Origin of the sequence: Thalassospira sp. MCCC 1A03138 (assembly GCF_002115785.1) — a bacterium.
Lineage (GTDB): Bacteria > Pseudomonadota > Alphaproteobacteria > Rhodospirillales > Thalassospiraceae > Thalassospira.
Map to the genome: position 1 here is coordinate 595,427 of NZ_JFJY01000002.1, position 19,252 is coordinate 614,678.

At 50.0% G+C, this 19,252-nt stretch carries 14 protein-coding genes; 13 read left to right on the forward strand and 1 reads right to left on the reverse strand.

From position 1 onward, the window contains the following. The first annotated feature begins 92 nt into the window (after positions 1–92). The 4 genes from TH468_RS07600 (at position 93) to TH468_RS07615 (ending at position 5,066) form a co-directional block, all read left to right on the forward strand. A complete protein-coding gene (locus tag TH468_RS07600) occupies positions 93–1,823 on the forward strand; it encodes an iron ABC transporter permease (protein ID WP_085642899.1) in 1,731 nt (576 codons plus the stop codon). Next, positions 1,820–2,944, forward strand: coding sequence for an ABC transporter ATP-binding protein (locus tag TH468_RS07605; protein WP_210402227.1), 1,125 nt, complete (start codon positions 1,820–1,822; stop codon positions 2,942–2,944). The genes TH468_RS07600 and TH468_RS07605 overlap by 4 nt, the downstream gene beginning before the upstream one ends. Positions 2,945–3,021: 77 nt before the next feature. Beyond that, positions 3,022–3,693, forward strand: a complete 672-nt coding sequence (locus tag TH468_RS07610; protein ID WP_085642901.1) for a histidine phosphatase family protein — start codon at positions 3,022–3,024, stop codon at positions 3,691–3,693. A 266-nt stretch (positions 3,694–3,959) separates the two neighbouring features. After that, complete coding sequence (locus TH468_RS07615; RefSeq protein WP_085642902.1) at positions 3,960–5,066, forward strand: Fic family protein; 1,107 nt, start codon at positions 3,960–3,962, stop codon at positions 5,064–5,066. Between the two features lie 11 nt (positions 5,067–5,077). Here the strand turns inward: TH468_RS07615 and TH468_RS07620 are convergent, their stop codons facing one another. Next, positions 5,078–6,055, reverse strand: coding sequence for a hypothetical protein (locus TH468_RS07620; protein ID WP_085642903.1), 978 nt, complete (start codon positions 6,053–6,055; stop codon positions 5,078–5,080). 115 nt (positions 6,056–6,170) lie between these two features. Here TH468_RS07620 and TH468_RS07625 point away from each other — a divergent pair, with 115 nt between their 5' ends. The 9 genes from TH468_RS07625 (at position 6,171) to TH468_RS07665 (ending at position 19,213) form a co-directional block, all read left to right on the forward strand. Beyond that, complete coding sequence (locus tag TH468_RS07625) at positions 6,171–6,818, forward strand: TnsA endonuclease N-terminal domain-containing protein (RefSeq protein WP_085642904.1); 648 nt, start codon at positions 6,171–6,173, stop codon at positions 6,816–6,818. Further along, positions 6,818–7,504: a hypothetical protein gene (locus TH468_RS07630; protein WP_085642905.1), complete on the forward strand. Its 687-nt coding sequence runs from the start codon at positions 6,818–6,820 to the stop codon at positions 7,502–7,504. The genes TH468_RS07625 and TH468_RS07630 overlap by 1 nt, the downstream gene beginning before the upstream one ends. Before the next feature lie 44 nt (positions 7,505–7,548). Beyond that, the gene (locus TH468_RS07635) at positions 7,549–8,817 is read left to right on the forward strand and encodes a Mu transposase C-terminal domain-containing protein (protein WP_139834660.1); all 1,269 of its coding nucleotides are present in this window, start codon (positions 7,549–7,551) and stop codon (positions 8,815–8,817) included. Next, positions 8,814–9,824, forward strand: a complete 1,011-nt coding sequence (locus TH468_RS07640) for a TniB family NTP-binding protein (RefSeq protein ID WP_085642907.1) — start codon at positions 8,814–8,816, stop codon at positions 9,822–9,824. Before TH468_RS07635 ends, TH468_RS07640 begins: the two co-directional genes overlap by 4 nt. A gap of 5 nt (positions 9,825–9,829) precedes the next feature. Continuing rightward, the gene (locus tag TH468_RS07645; RefSeq protein WP_139834661.1) at positions 9,830–11,695 is read left to right on the forward strand and encodes a TniQ family protein; all 1,866 of its coding nucleotides are present in this window, start codon (positions 9,830–9,832) and stop codon (positions 11,693–11,695) included. Positions 11,696–11,990: 295 nt separating this feature from the next. Further along, the gene (locus TH468_RS07650; protein WP_246832257.1) at positions 11,991–13,457 is read left to right on the forward strand and encodes an ATP-binding protein; all 1,467 of its coding nucleotides are present in this window, start codon (positions 11,991–11,993) and stop codon (positions 13,455–13,457) included. After that, positions 13,458–16,163: a Z1 domain-containing protein gene (locus TH468_RS07655; protein WP_085642913.1), complete on the forward strand. Its 2,706-nt coding sequence runs from the start codon at positions 13,458–13,460 to the stop codon at positions 16,161–16,163. Further along, the gene (locus TH468_RS07660) at positions 16,156–17,142 is read left to right on the forward strand and encodes a PD-(D/E)XK motif protein (protein WP_085642915.1); all 987 of its coding nucleotides are present in this window, start codon (positions 16,156–16,158) and stop codon (positions 17,140–17,142) included. The genes TH468_RS07655 and TH468_RS07660 overlap by 8 nt, the downstream gene beginning before the upstream one ends. Continuing rightward, on the forward strand, positions 17,135–19,213 hold the full coding sequence (locus TH468_RS07665; protein WP_085642917.1) for an AIPR family protein: 2,079 nt from the start codon (positions 17,135–17,137) through the stop codon (positions 19,211–19,213). The genes TH468_RS07660 and TH468_RS07665 overlap by 8 nt, the downstream gene beginning before the upstream one ends. Positions 19,214–19,252: the final 39 nt, after the last annotated feature.

Genomic DNA, 19,252 nt, shown 5'->3' on the forward strand with positions numbered 1-19,252 from the left:
GGGACTGCATGATGCTCACCCTCCCTGCCAGAGAATTTCATCACATTGACCTCTCTGGCAGGGGCCTAATTTCCCGACATTGGAGAATACTCATGTCCTCCGCCGCTATTGCGCGACCGGTGCGTTTTTCTTCGCTTGGTCCATACATGGTCGCTGGGATTGTGGTCCTGTTCCTTGGGACATTCCTTCTGGTGCCGGTCCTGAAAGTTATTCAGGTGGCGTTCCAGGACCCGTCCAGTGGTTCGTTCACGATGGTGAACTTCCAGGACTTCTTTAACAGTTCGCTTTTCCGCCAGTCCTTCTTCAACTCGGTCTATGTGTCGGGCATGTCTGTCGTGTTTGCGTCGGCATTTGCGCTGCCTCTGGCCTATTTCACGACCCGTTTCAATTTCTCGGGTTCGGTTATTATCCAGACGCTTGCCTTTGTGCCGCTGATCATGCCGCCCTTTATCGGTGCGGTGGCCATGCAATTGCTGTTTGGATCGAATGGCAGCGTAAACCTTTTGATGCGCGACTGGTTCGGGTTCGACATTCCCTTCATGGAAGGTTTGAATGGCGTCATCTTCGTTCAGTCCATTCACTATTTCCCGTTCATCCTGATCAATCTCAGTGCCAGCCTTCAGAACATTGACCGTTCGATGGAAGAAGCAGGCCAGATGCTGGGTTCAAGTGGTTTCCGTCTGTTCCGCCGCATTGTCTTCCCGCTGGCCATGCCGGGTTATATTGCCGGCGCGTCGCTTGTTTTCGTCAAGGTCTTTGACGATCTTGGAACGCCGCTTTTGCTGAACGTCAACACCATGCTGGCCCCGCAGGCTTATCTGCGTATTTCGTCGATCGGTATTTCTGATCCGATGGGTTATGTGATTTCCTGTATCCTGATTGTCTTCTCGGTCTTTGCGATGTGGGTGGCGTTCCTTGGCATGCGCGGCAAGGATTATTCGACGACGCAAAAAGGCGGGGGCGGTCTTTCCAAGCGCGATCTGCGTTCGCATGAAGCAATTCTTTGTTATGTCGTGATCTTCTCTATCCTGGGGATCGTTCTGGCCCCGCATTTGGGCTTGTTGTTGCTGTCCTTCGGGTCTGTCTGGTCCTTTAGTGTCCTGCCTGACAGCTTCACCACCAGCCACTATGGCACGGCATTTACCTCTGCCTGGACCTTTATCAAAAACACGCTGATCTATGCCGGTCTTGCCGGGGTTATCGATATCGTCCTTGGCACCGCCATCGCCTACGTGGTGATGCGCACCAATGTGATTGGTCGCAAGTGGCTTGATTACCTTGCCGTGTCGGCCCTTGCAGTTCCGGGCGTTGTGCTTGGTATCGGTTATCTGCGTGTGTTCTATGGCGTGAATATGCCCTTCACCGATCAGCCGATGGCAACCTGGTGGGGGATTATTGTAATTGCCCTTGCTGTACGCCGTTTGCCTTATGCGCTTCGTTCCTGCACCGCTGCCTTGCAGCAGGTTTCGCCGTCACTTGAAGAAGCATCGGAAAACCTTGGTGCATCGAAGTTCCGTACGGTTCGGCGCATTGTCGTTCCGCTGATGGCAAGCGGCCTTGTGGCCGGTTTTGTTACCAGCTTCTCGACCGCTGCGGTCGAATTGTCGGCAACCATCATGCTTGTTTCGACTGAAAATGACGCACCGCTTGCCTATGGACTTTACCTGTTCATGCAATCCGCGGCCGGACGTGGTCCGGGTGCGGCACTGGGTGTCATGGCTGTGATCATCGTTGGTCTGGCAACTTATCTGTCACACCGCATGGTTGATCGTGCGCGTCAGCAGCGCAGCAGCATGGAACAAGCCACAGGGGACGTCGCATGACCGTAACAAGAACTCCTTCCAATAATCGTCGCGCGGAGGCCGACACCATGACCACGATGCAATCCTCACCGGTTCAGATCGACATCGAAAATCTTTCCCTGTCATTCGGCAATACCGAAGTTCTCAAAGGGGTCAATCTGGCCATTCGTCCGGGCGAATTCTTTGCCTTTCTCGGCCCGTCCGGTTCGGGTAAATCGACCCTTCTTCGTGCCATCGCCGGATTTGGTCCGACCCCGAAAGGTCAGATCAAGCTTGATGGACAGGACATTGTCGGGTCTGTGCCTTGGCAGCGTAATGTCGGCATGGTGTTCCAAAGCTATGCACTTTGGCCGCATATGACGGTTGCCAAAAACGTTGCCTTTGGCCTTGAAGAACGCAAGGTTCCGGCATCAGAAATCGGGCCGAAAGTCCGTGCAGCACTGGAACTGGTTGGCATGGGGGACTATGCCGAACGTTTTCCGTCGCAGCTTTCAGGCGGACAGCAGCAGCGTGTTGCACTTGCACGTACCATCGTTGTGGAACCGCGTGTTCTTCTTCTTGATGAGCCGCTTTCAAACCTTGATGCGAATTTGCGTGTGCAAATGCGGCAGGACCTTCTCAAGTTGCAACGTCGCTTGGGCATTACCACGATCTTCGTCACCCACGATCAGGAAGAAGCAAACACGATCTGTGACCGAATTGCCGTTATGGCAGACGGGGTGGTGCAGCAAATTGGTCGCCCTGACGAGGTTTACGATAATCCAGCCAACAGCTTCGTTGCAAAATTCCTTGGGACCGCAAACATCCTCGAAGGTGAGGTTGTCGCATCTGCGGAGGGCAAGAGCTTCGATTGCGGTGCCGACCTTCGCATTCCGGTCGATGCAGACGAAGCAACTGGCAAAGCACGGTTGGTGGTACGTCCTGAAAGTATCGAGTTTGCGGCTGATGGTGCGAACGACTCCTTGTCAGGCTTGGTTGCTTCTGCCGAGTTCCTCGGCGGGATGGTGCGCTATGCGATCGATGTAAACGGTCAGGAACTGTTGGTCGACGAACGACATACGCGTGGCAAGAAGCGTATGGAAAAGGGTGAAAACGTTGCGCTTAAGCTTGACCCTGCCCAGGCGGTTCTGATCCGCGATTGATTTTAACCAATTGGAGCATTGAGCCGCCATGGCGGCTCAATGCCCTTTTTTGTGATTAGGATCGCAAAGGTTTGAAAATGTCTGAAACGAAACTCCCGACAATTGTGCTGATCCGCCATGGTGAAACCCAGTGGAACATCGAAGGACGCTTGCAGGGCCAACGAGATGCACCACTCACTGTAAACGGGTTCCGACAAGTTTGCGCCGTTGCCGAAAACACACGTGATATCTGGATGAAGTTGTCTGCTGATAGAGCCGTTAGTTATTTCTCCAGTCCACTTGGTCGCGCGCGTCAGACAGCCTCTGTTCTCGCCGATTGCTGGGGAATCCGGTACTCGGATTTCCAATACAACGATGCCATTGCGGAACGGAACTATGGCGCATGGGAGGGCATGACCTTGCCAGAAATTTCTCGGCTCCGTCCTCTGGAGTTTGATGCACACCAACGTGATATTTGGGGTTATCAGGTCCCCGACGGAGAGAGCAAAAATCAGTTAAGTACAAGGATCAAGCATTGGCTTGCCACGCTTTCCGTCGACAACCCACATGTGATCGTGACCCACAGCGGCTGTTTTCGTCTAATTCGTGGGCTTTATGTTGGTGCTTCAAAGATGGAAATGGATGCATACCGCGAACCGCAAACAACGTCTTATTTGCTTAGTGACGGTAAAGAGCTCGAATACACGATGCCGATAGAGTTGACCAAAAGGTTCGACTTGAACTCACAAGCGCTGACAGTTCAGATTTGAAGTTGGTATCGGTTTGCGGGAATTTGAAAGTAGGCTGATATCCCGCGATTTGAATTGCAGGTTGATGGCTCGGTATTATATATTTTCCATAACAACACCCCCCACGCTTATCCTGCAGTTCTTAGGAGTTCAGTGATGCGCCTCTTGGGGGGTTATTTTTTGCCAAAATCGCGAGTTGTTGTAGGTTTTGCCTCTTCCGTGAAATTTATTCACGTCATAATGTGAGCCGAATATGGTGATTAATCGGCTCACGAGGAGGTATTGTGATGGGCAAATGGAACTGGCAGCACAGTGATTGGCCCAACTTCACTTGGGATAGGCAGCAAACCCAACCCTACTTACCTTCTGTTTATCATAAACAGGGATACCTGGCCGGATTGGTCAACTCGCTGAACGGCAGACGAGCCTTAATCACCAAAGCACTTACTGAGAACATTGTTGCTTCTTTTGCAATTGAGGGCGAGTACCTAAACGCAACTGAAGTATCCTATGAAATCGAGCGAGGGTTTGGCCGACCTTCCTCTTGCGATGAGGCCAAGAGTGTCGGGCTGCTGGAGGGAAACGCCGCTGCTTTGATATCAACCGTTTTTGACGAGTCCTCTCAAGACCTTACTCTGCATCGATTGGGGATGTGGCAGCGCTGCATGTTCGAGAGGACCTACTCGCCAGCTCAAATCGGACAGCCTGCAACGTGGCGAACTGAAGATATGAAGGTGGTTTCCGGTGGAACCTGCGACCGGAAAATTCATTTCGAAGCCCCTGACGCATCACGCGTCGAAATTGAGATGGAAGCATTCCTTAATTGGTTTGTTTCCAGTCGGGAAAGCAAAGAAATAGACCCGGTCTCGCGAGCTGCTTTGGCGCACCTGTGGTTCGTGACCTTGCATCCGTTCGAAGATGGCAATGGCAGGAGCGCACGCGCGGTTGCTGACCTGGCACTGTTTCAGTCAGACAGCAATGCTGTCTTGTACCCAATGGCGCCTTACATATTAGCCGACCGTGAGAACTATTACCGAGTGTTGGAGCAAACTCAGTCTTTCGGTTTGGAAATAACGGAATGGATGGTTTGGTTTTTCAAAACTTTGGAAAATGCACTTGAAGGTGCGATACCGAGATTAAGCTGGAGTGTTGAAGCGAACAGCCTCGTGACAATGCAGCCAGAAAATCGACTTCTGACGCAACAAGTTAGAATTCTTGTGTTGCTGCATGATGATGCGGATCAAAATGTCATAAGCGCATCACAATATGCTGCGATTAATAGCGTTAGTAAGGCGACAGCGACGCGCCACCTTACTGACCTGGTTGACAAAGGCTATCTATGCGTTTGCGAAGGACGCGGCCGTTCGACGAAATACCGTTTGTCAGGAAAATAATTGATCAGGCATTAGACCATTCCAAAATCTGGTATGCCCTGACGCATGATTTCGCGAAGGGTTAGAGAATAACGAGAGGGCCGGGTGTCTCCTTTTGGACGACGAACAATCTTCATTTCGCTGCCCGTTTCATCAAATTCGATTATCCCGACTTGATGAATGTCCAGAGCATCAATCGCAAAATTAATTTCTTCTGATGGCCAACGGAACGAGTTGTTTCTGCAAAGCCATACGTGCCGGAAAAAGCTCGATCGATAATCGATATCTGATAGCAGGTTCTGGAAAGCGAGTTTGTTGTTTCTTGGGGAGCCGGTCATGAACATGAAGCCGTCAACCAGCTGTAAGGCGCCATCCTCGCCACAGCGAATGCCAACAGCGTCAATGCTGACGAATTCGAAGTTGTATCTTTTAAAATAGATACTGACATCGTCACCTCCATAAAGAAGCGACTTGTGCTCATCGATCAGAGCAAGCGCGTCTTTTCTGTGGAGGGCGTCTTTGGGCATCAGGAACGTTGGAGCGGCTGATGAAGAGTATTTGCGGTTCGTTACTTCACTGAGGATTTCCTTGATGCGAACAACCGGGACCTTTTTGTCTCGCATCTCAGCCAAGAGATCGAGTGCAGCGTCTGGATCTGCACTGTGAATACGTGCGAACAATTCTGCAGTGTGAAAGTGACCCAGTACGTCAAACAGGGCATTTGGTTCGAGTGCGCGCTGTCCGAGAATTTCTTGCAGTTTCATTTTTTCGCGATCTGCGATGGCATTTCCGCGGATGAGTGTTGAGCGCATGCGTTGCAATGCGTTGCGTGTGTATCGCGTTTTCTGAGCAAGCATTTCCCAGAAATGTTCTTTATTTGCAGAGTATTGCTTACCTGCTGGCGTTCTCTCGATCGCATTAATGAGCATTGCGATCTCTGTCCATGGAAGTCTGCGATCCCGGGCATTATCGAGTTTTGCAAGAAGTTCATCGAACGATTGTGTGCTCATTTTGATTCTTTTCCACGGTGTTGGAAGTTTCTTTCAATCACCAATAGCAGAATTTTTTGATTGTGCAAAGTTGATTCAGATCATAATATGCCACGAATCATAACGTGGATTGTGAATGATGTTTGATCCCCATGCACAAAGAAGCAGGAAGGTTGTCCGTCGAACAACGCATCGCGTTGTCGGCCGTTTCCCAAGCTTGAAATCAAGTCGGGTCGTCCACTGGGAGTCCCAGCTCGAGCGCGACATGATCCGTTTGTTGGAGTTTGATCCGGCGGTGTTGTCATATCGGGAGCAACCAGAGCCTCTTACTTATTTCGATAGCGGAAAAAGGCGTAAATACACACCCGATTTTATCGCGCAGATGACAACTGGCGTAACTGTCTTTGAGGTGAAGCCTTACGAACAGTCCATAGCAAGCCCCTTGAAAGAGAGACTTGTGGCATTCCGGGAGTACTACAGCGCGCAAGGCATAGATTTCATGGTGATGACCGAGCGCGAAATCCGAAAAGAACCGCGACTTTCAAACATCACCAAACTCTTGCGGTATCAGCGCGAAATCGTAAATCCCGCCAGTAAGCAGGTTGTTATCAATCTCGTTGATAGTGGGGTTCAGACCCTTGAAGAGTTGTTCGAACATCTGAAAGAGCATGGTGTTCCGTTCTCGCACGTCTACGCACTCATCGCTCAAGGCAGTCTTGGCGTCGATATTAATCAACCGATTGACAACGACGATACGCCTGTTTGTCTGCGGAGGGCTTCGTAATGGTTGCTGTTCGCATCGGTATGGGAACTGAGGTGTCTGTTGGTGAAACGATCTATGCCGTTCGTCGTTGCCTTGCAGGGGATATTCTTCAGCTTGAGTCCGAAGATGACGGTCAATTGGTGAAAATCCCAAGACCTGAGTTGGCGTTTTCCGTTGCCAACGGTGAAGCTTCCATCATCGTTGGTGACCGGAAGCACAAAGTTTTAGAACGCCGGGACCTGAGTGTCCTTCCCGAAAAAGATCGCGATGAGCTTCGTCGCAGGCTTGCCTACGTAAAATTGGTCGAGAAGCCGAGGGTTGCAGAGAGTGGTGCCGCCTTGGTGAAAGCCAGCATCGAAATTGGTGCGGCACAACTTAACGACCCTAAACCGCCGTCAGTGGCAACGCTTTATAACTGGTGCAAACTTTACCGTCAGGCTGGCGGTGATCCTGTGGCTTTGGTGCCGCAAACAAAGCGCCGCGGGAACCGACAACGACGATTTTCTCCTGAGGTACTCGAAATCCTTCAGGCCGTAATTAATGAGCGATTTCTGGTTACGTCCAGGCCTAGGCCAACGGATGTTTACTCTGCTGTCGTCGTCGAAATCGAAAGACTGAATGCATATAGACCAGCATTTAACTGGCGGTGCCGACGCTTAGAACTCTTTATCGCGAAATCGAGAAACTCGAGCCATACACATACTTGAAGGGTCGATATGGAAAATACATTGCGGATAAGGAAACGCGACACGTGGGAAAAGGTGCGTTCTCCTCTCGACCGCTTGAGCGGGTAGAGATCGACCACAGTCTTCTCGATATCATCGCCTACGATGAGGATCTCGATATTCCACTGGGGCGGCCAACACTCACATTGATCATTGACCATTTTTCACGGATGCCTTTGGGCTTTTATCTCGGCTTCGAAGCGCCAGGTTCAGCGAGTGTTATGATGGCACTGCGCAATGCGATTGGAACCAAGGAATGGGTCAACGAGCGTTACCCTGACATTGAAGGCACATGGCCTTGTTATGGCGTGCCTGAGGTTCTTGTTACGGACAACGGGCCTGAATTCCATTCCAAAGACTTGGAAATCGCGTGTGCCCAACTGGGTATCACCATTCAGCATAACAAAGTGAAGTCGCCATGGACCAAAGGCGTTGTGGAGAGGATTTTTGGTGAGATCAACCGATCTCTGCTGTGTGATGCGCCGGGCAAAACCTTTCACAACAAGGATGCACGCTCTGAGAATGATGCGGTTGGAGAGGCTAGCGTTCCTGTCGCTCTTCTTGAGCATGTCTTGTGTAAATGGATTGTGGAAATTCATGCCAAGAAGATGCACGAGGGTATACGAGCAATACCGCTTGAGAGATGGACTGAAGGTGTGGAGACGTTTCCACCTCGGCTTATTTCCGATCAGGAGGACCTCAATGTTCTTCTTTCCTGCTTCAAGGAAATTCGGAAAATTCACCCCAAAGGAATCGTCATAGAGGGCATTTGGTACAGCTCAAGAACGCTGACCGAGCTCCGCAACAGTTCTACCAAGGATTTTCAGGTAGATATGAAGTTTGACCCGACCAATATGGGCCGCATTCATGTCCGTGATCCCAGAACTAATACCTATTTCAATGTCCCGGCATTGGATCCCGAATACGCAGAAGGACTCGGGTTATGGCCGCACAAGATCCTTCGTAAGTATCTTCGGAAAATGGGGGCGCGTCAGATCGATCCAACTGAACTTGCGAAAGTCAAAGAACACATTCACGACCTTATTCAGGAATCGGCCAAGACCAAGAAGCGGAAACGCACAACCAATGCACGGATTGGACGGTTTCGTGAGTCGTCCAGCCAAGCAGCCCCAAATGAAGATCGTATAGTCGAACCGAACACTTCTTATGAGATCTCATTTGATGCTGTGCGAAGGGCCGAGGAGGAAGATTATCGCGACAACCTGGTCGAAGATGACGATTTTCTTGCTGACGGTATGCGGCGTATTCAGGCGGTCGGAAAGGACGACGTATGAGCATTTCTGTTAATCCAGACAAGCTTTCTGGCATCAATCAGGTGATGGGTGATGTGCTGATCCGCCATCGTTCCTTTAAAACCGGGTTGGCACGGCTTGATGAATGCATGCAGTCCTATACGGGCTATGGAGAGCCGGTTTGTATGCTTCTGCATGGTCCTTCAGGGGTTGGGAAGTCGACGCTTGCAAAGGCTTTTCTCGTCGATAACCAACCTGTCGAAGCCCAGGACCGTAAATTGGTTCCGGTTCTGAGCGCCGTAATCCCTGTGCCGGCGACAATGAAGAATATGGCGTCCGAGCTTCTCGATAAGCTTGGCGACCCTCTTTCCGATCGGGGCACACTTGAACAAAGAACCAAAAGACTTCGCAAGCTGCTCCGGGAGTGCGGAACGAAACTCATCATCCTTGATGAGTTTCAGCACTTTATCGATCGCAAGAGCGAGCAGGTAATCCTTGATGTTTCTGATTGGCTCAAGAACCTCATTTCCAACACATCGATCCCGGTGGCTTTGGTTGGGCTTCCGTATTCGAGAAATGTTCTGTCGGCCAATGAACAGCTGATGCGGCGTTTCAGTTATCAGACAGAACTCTCGCCCTTTGACTGGGATGACAAGGCGGAGCGTGCAGAGTTCATCAGGATTCTCGACGCTGTAGACGGAAAGCTAACAGATATCTTGGGAAGCCGAAGCGATTTGAAGAGCCAAGCTGTCCGCTGCCATGCTGCGACGAAAGGCTTGATTTCTCTGCTGATCAAGCTACTCCATGGTGCCGCCTACGAATCAGCCAAATGCAATGCTTCGTCAATAACCCGGCAGCACCTTGCCAAATCGTTCAGAGAGCGCCTTGTACCAGACAAGGCAGTTCTCAATCCGTTTCTCGACAGTTGGGATGGGCAAGCAATCGACCCGCTTCCCGAGAGCAGGCATATGTCGGTGGCGGGATGCATCCCGTCGATTAGCGCGAGATCACGTTCTCAAAACGTTAACGAAGTCCTCTCAGCAAGGTGAGACACATGTCAGGTGATCGGTCACTACTGGTACGTCCTAAGCCGGAAAAGGCTGAGAGCTTCCGAGGATATCTGCTCAGGGTTTCGACGGAAAATGGTTATCACAATGCAAACTGGATGCTGAGGCAGCTTGGTATTCATCCACGCACATATTTGCCGCGTGATGACATTGCAAAGTTGGCAAGCGCGCTAAATCTCCAGGACCGCGAGCTTTCAAATATGCAGAACCGAGTTGTGGCGCCTCGGTGGGTTCGTGTGGGGGCGCATGAAGTTCATATCTGTGCACAGGAAAGGCGTTCCTTTCGCTATTGTCCTGAATGCTTGAGCGAAGCTCCGTACCATCGTGCCGTGTGGGATCTCAAGCTTTTAAGTGCCTGCCCGAAACACGGGACATATCTGCTTGAAAGTTGCAGAAAATGTGATCGCCGTATTGGTTGGGGGCGTGAGAACCTTCTGGAGTGTAACTGTGGTGCGGATTTGAGGTCGTTCCGGCCGCGTTCAGCACCCGATAAAACAATAGGTTTCTGCAGGTTGCTGGAGAAGCGTCTCCACGGTCAGCTGGCAGACGAAAGCTGCTCCTTGCATCCGGCATTTCAGAAGTTGAGTTTCACGGACCTTCTGAATCACACGATGTTCCTAGCGGCTTATATTTCAGGTCGAGGGCGTGGGACCGGCCGACAACTGTTTTACAATCTTGCCGCTGATGCGTTGCGTGAGGTGTTTGACCGGGTTTCTGTGATTCTTGCTGATTGGCCGAACGGGTTTCACTTGCTGCTTGATGAGGTGCGGCAATTCACCGAACAAGACGTTGGAAAACATGTCGGGCTCGAGGCAGAATTTCGATCGCTCTACACCAATCTGTTTCGTAAGCAGCAGGAAGTTGAGCATCTACATCTCATCCGGGCCGAATTTGCCAAATACATTGAAGGCAAATGGTTTGCTGGGTTTGTCGTGCCAACCAGTAAACGACTGTCAGAGGAATGGTCCCAAGATCAGTCGTTTATTACGGTTGCGGAAGCAGCACGACGCCTTGGTATTCATCCAAGTATCCTGAGACGTGATATCGCCGAGGGAAGTTTGGCTGCAACCACGAGACAGATGCAAAGCAGATGTCTTCGCGTCATAGAGGTCTCGGAGGTTGAGCGGTACCGAAACGCGCGCGAAAACCTGCTTGGAACCAATGACGCTCAGGAACTGCTAGGCGTTTCAAAGCACCCACTCATGAAACTGGTGAACGCAGGCTTGATCAAAGCCGTCAAGGGGCCGAAGGTTGATGGTTCTCAGCACTGGGCCTTCAAAAAGTGTGATATCGGGGAATTTCTTGCATCCTTGATTAATCGTGCGAACCGATACAGTTCGGCAGAAGAACCGATAGCCTTTGATAAAGCAGTGCGCCGCTGTACGGCCAAGGGTCTTTGTATTGTTGACTTGGTACAGTCGATCCTAAGCGGAGAGCTAAAAGCTCTTAGGCACGCTAGGAACGGAATAAAGCTGAATGATCTGTTCTTCAATGAACCAGACTTTCGAGCTTTTCTATATAACGAGAAACGTACTATCAAATGGGCTGTTACCATTCGTGAAGCTGCAAGAATGCTTGGGTTAAACGAAGAGGCAACACGTAATCTCGTGCAAAAAGGATTTCTTGAAACAATCTCTGTTCCATTAGACGGGCGTCTTCGCAGGCAGGTTTCATTGGATGCGATCGAGGGGTTCAAAGCGAATTATATTTCAGCTTCCTGCTTGGCAGCACATAAGAATACTTCGGCCAGATCTGTCGTTGCTCAGCTGAAGGAATTTGGGACCAGCCCTGTTACTGGGCCAGCGATTGATGGAAGTCGCCAATACTTCTTCAGAAGATCAGCGACAGGATAGGACGCTAGCTCAAACGGATTGGCTGGTGGCGGAACTGGGGCGAATTGATTAACTCTTCTTCAGTATGTCGCCAATCTAATGACTGCGACGCAACGACAGCAGTGGTTGCCCGCTTTCCGAAGCCCGCGCTTGTCGCGGGCTTTCGTGTTTTTTGCCAATTAAATCGAACAATTAATGCCCTGTGATGAACGACGGTCGATAGAAGAAAACTTTTTTGACAATAACCATTTACGTTAGAAAAAAAAGATGATCACTATATTAGAAGGAGATGTTCTGGGTAGGGATTCGACGCTTGGTGAAGTACACAAATAATCCACCTGATGCAGCTGCGCTTATGACTTCTGCGCGGAGCTTTGGAAATTACGATCTGCCAAGTGCACTTGCTGATCTGTTGGATAATAGCATCAAGGCCAAGGCGTACTCTATTGATATTCTCTGTATTCGTCACGACGGCGAACCGGTAGTCCGAATTCTCGACGACGGCCATGGCATGAGCGAAGAGGAACTTTATGATGCCATGCGACCTGCAAGTGCAAATCCAGATGACGAGCGCGCTCCCGACGATTTAGGGCGCTTTGGTTGGGGCATGAAGTCCGCGTCGCTTTCTCAATGTAGGCATTTAACTGTTCTGACGAGAAAGGAAGGCGTTCTTTCTGGTGCAAGTTGGGATCTTGATGATCTTGCCGACTGGAAAATGGGGATACTCGAGCCCTTCGAAATTGAAAATATTGCGAACAGCAAGCTTCTTGAGCGTGATGGAACTGAAGTCATATGGACCAAATGCGACCGCCTTTCCGAGTTTGGAAGGGTTAGCAGCAAGGGCTTCAACGAGATAGTCGCGCACGCCAAGTCTGAATTGGCACTTACGTTTCACCGCTATATTGCGGGGGAGTTCGGCCTCAGAAAGTTGAAGATCTCGTTCAATGGTGGGCTGCTTGCTCCTGTCGATCCGTTCTTGCGCGATCATTTGGCAACTCAGGAAGGTCCAGTGGAGCATCTCGAACTGGAAGGTAAACCGTTCAATGTTCAGGCCTTCATCCTGCCGCATTTCTCGAAGATTTCGTCACATGACCATGAGAGGTTGGGCGGTGAGGAAGGCTTCGTCCGAAACCAGGGTTTCTACATCTATCGGCAGAATCGCTTGATAATGCATGGCACTTGGTTTCGGCTGGTGCGACATGGTGAGTTGTCTCAGTTGGTCAGGGTAGCCGTGAGCATCCCCAATAGCCTCGACGCAATCTGGAAGATTACGGTGGATAAGTCTGAAGCCCAGCTGCCATCTGGATTGCGGTCACGATTGAAAGAAATCGTAAAGGGTCTCAAAAGCCAGTCTGGAAAAGTGTTTCAATCGCGCGGAGGTAGGATCAAGCCTACCGATGGTAAAACTCCAGTATGGGCAAAGTATGTCCGTAACGGTGAAGTTCGATATTACCTCAATCGCGAGCATCCCCTCATTTTGCAGTTGCTTGAGCATGAGAATGCCGAAGTCGCCCAATCATTCATGGCTACACTGGGAGTTATTGAGGATTGCTTTCCGGCAATCAGCATTGGCGAAGATTTTGCTGTGAGGCCTGAGATGATGAACCAGAGCGCTCTAGGTCGTGACGCTTTTATCGAACACCTCGAAACGGCCTTGCCATCTCTCCTCGCGCGCTCAGAAGGATCATTCGAGAAGTTGTGGGAATTACTTCAGGTGACTGAGCCGTGGGCAGGCCAAACATCTGTTGTCGAGGAACATTTGAAGTCGAAAGGATGGTGGTAGATGCATGATGCAGAACTTGCCTATTTCCGTTTGAACATTGAACAAAAATACGCCGATCTTTTCGCGAGTGGCACGGGTTTGCCAGAAGGTACTATCGAAGAAATTGTGCGCGAAGGGCCTTTCAGTCATCTCGACGAGGAAGCAACAGTATTTATCATTCGCGAATTGCAAGCAAGTTTCAGGGTGACACAAAGACGTGGTGCCGTGATTTCTAAGGGACATCAGCCTTGGCTTTCAAAAAAGAAATCCGATCTGGAGTTTTATTACTGGAACCGTCTTAGTAAATTTTATCGAGAGACTGGAACTCTACCATCTAGCGTAGTAGCAACACTTGATTCTGACACCGATGAAATCCTTGATCTTTGTGGTGATCCTCTAGACCCGTCGTACCAAGCGGTCCGAGGGATGGTCATGGGCAACGTGCAGATGGGCAAAACAACCAATTATTCAGCCTTGATCTGTAAGGCTGCGGACGCTGGCTACCGAGTCATCATTCTTCTTGCTGGTATAACGAACTCTCTTCGGACACAAACGCAGGAACGTTTGGATGAAACTTTCATCGGAAAGGTTTCGGTTGCAAATGCCGCAGCTCAACAGTCTCTGCCGATCCAGAGGTTCGCAACAGAAAGGCGAATCCCGGCTGTCGGAACTACCAGAGATTCAGACTTCAAAGCCGGAAGGGACGGAATTTATTTCGGTTTGACGGGTCACCAAGAGCCGATGATTTTTGTGACCAAGAAGAACAAGTCTGTGCTTGAAAGACTTGAGAAGTGGATCGACGATCAAGAACAGACTGGTGGTTTTGAACTGCCGCTTCTTCTTATCGATGATGAGGCGGACAATGCGTCAATCAACACGGCAAAGGATCCAAAGCTCACGACTGCAATAAACGGGATTATTCGGCAGATTTTGAACCGTTTCCCAAGGTCCGTTTACGTTGGATATACAGCAACACCTTTTGCCAACATCTTCATCGATCCTGAAACGTCCGAAGATATGGAGCATGACGATCTGTTTCCTGGAAACTTCATCAAGGCCCTCGATCCGCCCTCAAATTATGTGGGCTCGCATCGGGTCTTTAGAGAAGACGGTGATTTGCGGGAGAATATGGTCAAAACTGTTGATGACTATCGAGTGCTTTTGCCCCTCAAGCATAAGAGTGGCGATTTAGTAAGTGATTTACCCGAAAGTCTGAAGCACGCGATCCGGGTTTTCTGTTTAACTCGCGCAATTCGAGTTTTTCAAGGAAAGGGGCATGCACATTGTTCGATGATGATCAATGTCAGCCGTTTCAATGCCATTCAGACTCAAATTTTAGGCCATACTCATGAGTACCTTGGTGAACTAAAGTATGCAGTTTCGGTTCATGCTTCTCTCGATCCGGATAACATCCATGACGAGACGATGACTAAATTGCAGGAAAGCTTTGAGAGTGAATACTCCGACTTAGACTACAACTGGTCTGATGTGCTTTCAAATCTTAACGAAGGGATTCAGAGCATCGAGGTCCGTACTGTAAACATGCAAGGTGGAGTGCTTGACTATACGCTCAACAAAGAGCACGGCCTTCACGTCATAGCCATTGGTGGTCTTGCACTTTCCCGCGGTTTGACGCTCGAGGGACTGACCGTATCCTATCTCCTACGAAATGTGGGGGCGAGCGACACACTTATGCAGATGGCACGCTGGTTCGGTTATCGCCCCGGCTATGAGCACATTTGTCGCCTGTACCTACCAAAGATGTCCTTCGATCACTACGAATATGTAGATGAGGCTACCGAGGAGCTTCGTAGAGAAGTCAAGCGTATGAAAGCTGCCAACAGTACACCGGCGGATTTCGGTCTTAAGGTTCGTCAAAGCCCTTTGGCAATCCGGGTGACGGCTGCCAATAAAATGCGGACGGCAGAAAAGCTGACTGTCGCTCAAGACTACTCCGCTCGTCACGTCGAAGGTCATGCGCTGCCAAATGATACCCAAAAAAGTGCTGAAAATTACGCATCCGTGTCGTCTTTCTTGGAGCAGTTCGGAGACCCTAAAAAAGCGACAAAAGGCTATCTTTTTTGGGATAATGTAAACGGTCGAGAAGTGTTGAACTTGATCGACAGGTTCAATTTTGGAGCACATGCCGATCTCTCCAAGATCTCGGATACATCTCTTTTTCAGGACTACATTCAAGATCGCATTTCTGGCGAAATGTCTGTTTGGGATGTCGCAATTCCAATGCGTCAGACTGATGGTAAACCACTGTTGTTTGCGGGCCAGAATCTCTCACTGAGAAGGCGAGAAAAGGGTTTGGTTAAAAATGGATCTTATAAGGTTTATGGCGGGAGGAGCAGGGTCGCTGATCAACCAGATGCTGAGATTGAACTTGATGAAGACCAAAAACGGATTGCAACTCAGCGAGTAGCCAATGACCAATACAAAAAGGAGCGTGCGGCCTGTAGCGTTCGTAAGCGCCCGTTGATGCTAATTCATATCTTCGAGCCCAGTCTGCGTAACGACAAAGATCACAAAGAACAGTCCGACGATATACTGAGAGTGGGTGATGTCGCTGTAACGTTGTCTTTCTGTCTGCCAGAGACCAAGCAGCCGGCAAAAGAGCACACTTACCAGGTTAACGCAGTTTATCTGGCGCAACTTAGAGACCAGTACGAATTCGAAGAGGACGACGACGCCGAGGCTATGTTGGGGGAGCAAGATGCTTGAGCGATGGAGATCTCTTAGCCCGGCACCCGAAATCGGCGCGCGCAATGTTCTCATTGCCGACAGTGCTCATCCACTCGATTTCCGGATCGGTCGAGATTGCCGTGGGCGTTTTGTTTTCATGCTTGATACAGATAAACCTGTCGACAAAAGACCAGTTCTTCCCAGTGTCAAGGGTATGTTGATCGAGCTGGAAAATTTGGCAAATGACCGAACGCGTCTAGTTGTGGTCCTGCAAGATGATGCGGATCTTCAGAACTTCTCACTGATGTGTACTGGGTTGATGCTCGCAACCAATGCAATTTCGGCATCCCGATCACCTGAGGGTCTCCTAAAAACGCTCGAAGAACTGCATCGTTGGCACGAAATGTTGAAGAGACGTCGTGACAATCGACTAACCCGGAGCGAGAGGATTGGTTTGGTCGGCGAGCTTCTGTTTCTAAGAGACGAGCTACTGCCGCGAATGGAAATCTTACCTGCACTTCTCGCTTGGACAGGGCATGAGGGGCACGAGCAGGACTTTGTAATTTCTTCAGCGATTTTTGAGGTGAAAACTCAAGTCGTAACCGCAGATCGCATGATTTCGATTTCATCTGAGGATCAGTTGGATCCTGTGCAGGGACGTATATTACTTTGCAACCAAGGCATTTCTCCAGTGCCAAGCGGCACATCCAATGCATGCACTCTCAATTCTATTGTGAAAGAACTGGTTGGCCTTGCTAAAGCTACTGGAGGTGCTGCATCTGATCTTCTTGCCATTGGGCTGTTGGAAGCAGGTTATGAGCCGCATGAAGAGTACGACGACGAGATCTGGATGCTGGTGGACAGAGCTGTTTACGAAATCAGGGGTGATTTCCCACGTATAGAACGCGCCGAACTTAGGCACGGGGTGGAGCAAGTACGTTACAGAATCCGTGTTTCTGACTGTCAGCCCTACGGAGTAGACCTGCACTCGACTTTGGAGAAACTGATATATGGATGATCTGGATGTGGCGTTTCAGGATCTACGCGAAGATGTAATGCTTGAGGCAGAAGCAAGTGGATTGTTTCAGGAAGAGGCGTTTTTTGAAATATACGCCGAGGCCGCGAGCGAGAACGGCGACACAATAGATCTTGAGTACGCACATTGCAGAAAAGAAGGAGGTTCTCGACCTTATCGTGTAGATGGCCATGCGTTTGATGCGGATCGTGGGACGCTTTATTTAGCGGTCTGTGACTACCGGGAAGGAAAGGATCTACAGTCACTTCAGGCGTCACGGATTGATTCTGCACTGAAGCAGGCCACCAATTTTTTTGAGAATGCTCTCTCACCTGATTTTATCAATGCGCTCGAAGATAGTAGTTCTGCGTTTTCAGCTGCCTATCCGATATATTCGAACCAGCATACCATCCGACGGTTACGTGTGATTTTATTGTCCAATGCTCGCCTCGTTGCTAGGAAGCCTCCACAGCTGGTGGCAAACGTTGCGGGGGTTCCTGTCGTTTATACAGTGCTCGACGTTGCTAGGTATGCTGAGATTCAGAGATCAAGGGCAGCACCTGAAGCTATCGAGGTTGATCTAGAAGAAATCTCCGGTAGTCCAATTCCTTGTCTAAGAGCTTCTCGCTCATCGGCTGATTATGAAGCCTATCTGTTGGCAATCCCAGGTGAACTGTTGGCCGAAGTTTATGGGCTCTATGGGGCACGTTTACTTGAACAGAATGTAAGAACCTATCTCCAGGCAAGAACGAAGGTAAACAAGGGAATTCTTGCGACGATTCGCAAAGAGCCCGAGATGTTTTTCGCTTATAATAACGGTCTGACAGCGACGGCATCCGGGGTAGAGCTCAAGGAGCTGGGTGACGGTCAGCTCGCCATCTCGGCCATTCGTGACCTTCAGATCGTGAACGGAGGGCAGACAACAGCTTCTATCCTGTATGCAAAGGATGTGGGAAAGGCTGCACTGGACCAAGTTCATGTTCAAATGAAGTTGTCGGTTGTACCCGAAAGTGCCGTCGAAAAAGTAGTCCCGCTTATTTCGCGCTATGCGAACACGCAAAACCGTATCTCTGAAGCAGATTTCTTCTCAAACCATCGATTTCATTTGCAGATGGAACGCTATTCGCGGGTTCTCGCAGCTCCGCCTCGGGATGGGGCGCTCTCAGGAGAGAAATGGTTCTATGAGCGTGCGCGGGGCCAGTACCAAGATGGTATGGCCTATGCTAGCCAGTCGGAAAGACGAAAGTACCAGGTTGAGTTTCCCAAGGCTAAAGTCATGGTCAAAACGGATCTCGCAAAATACGTGGTCACCTTCCATTGCCGTCCTGATATTGTCTCTAAAGGCGCGCAGAAATGCTTTATGCATTTCGCTGACGAAACGGTGAAGTCATGGAAAACCCATCAGGCCGACTACAACGAAACTTGGTTCAAAAATGCGTGCTCTATGGCGCTGTTGTTCAGGTGGACTGACAAGATGATCGCGCAATCGGATTGGTATCAGCTTGATCGCGGTTTCAAGTCGCAGACTGTGGCCTATACGATGGCTTGGCTTGCTCATCATGTACGGAGCATTGGGCAGGCGTCGCTCAACTGGGATATCATCTGGTCGTCGCAGGATGTACCTGATGAGCTTCAAGAGTTCATCATTACGCTTGCGCCTCAAGTGGCACGTGCGATTAGAAGCACCCCCACTAACGTGCGAAATGTGGGCGAGTACTGCAAAATGCAGGCTTGCTGGGAGGCAGTGTCAAAGGCTGACTTCGATGTGACAGCTCTCCCTGAACATGTTTTGGTCAGTGTCGATGAAGAAAAAGATTTGAGAAAAGACGGGCGTAACACGAAAAAAATCGATAACGAGATTAATCTTGATGTCGTACTGCTTTCGATTGTCGCAAAAGCGGATATCGTTCGCAAAAATGCAAAAGAAAAACATCTTCTTACCGACAAATCGAATAGCGCCTTGGCGAAATTGGCCGTTGGAAATATCTCGCTTTCCAGACCTGAAAGGAATGCGATGAAACTTCTTATCGACCGATTGGCTGAAGAAGGCACCCCGGTTGAGGTGCTTGGCTAGAGATCGCTTTCGCCCCTTCTGATCAAGCCAACATTTAGG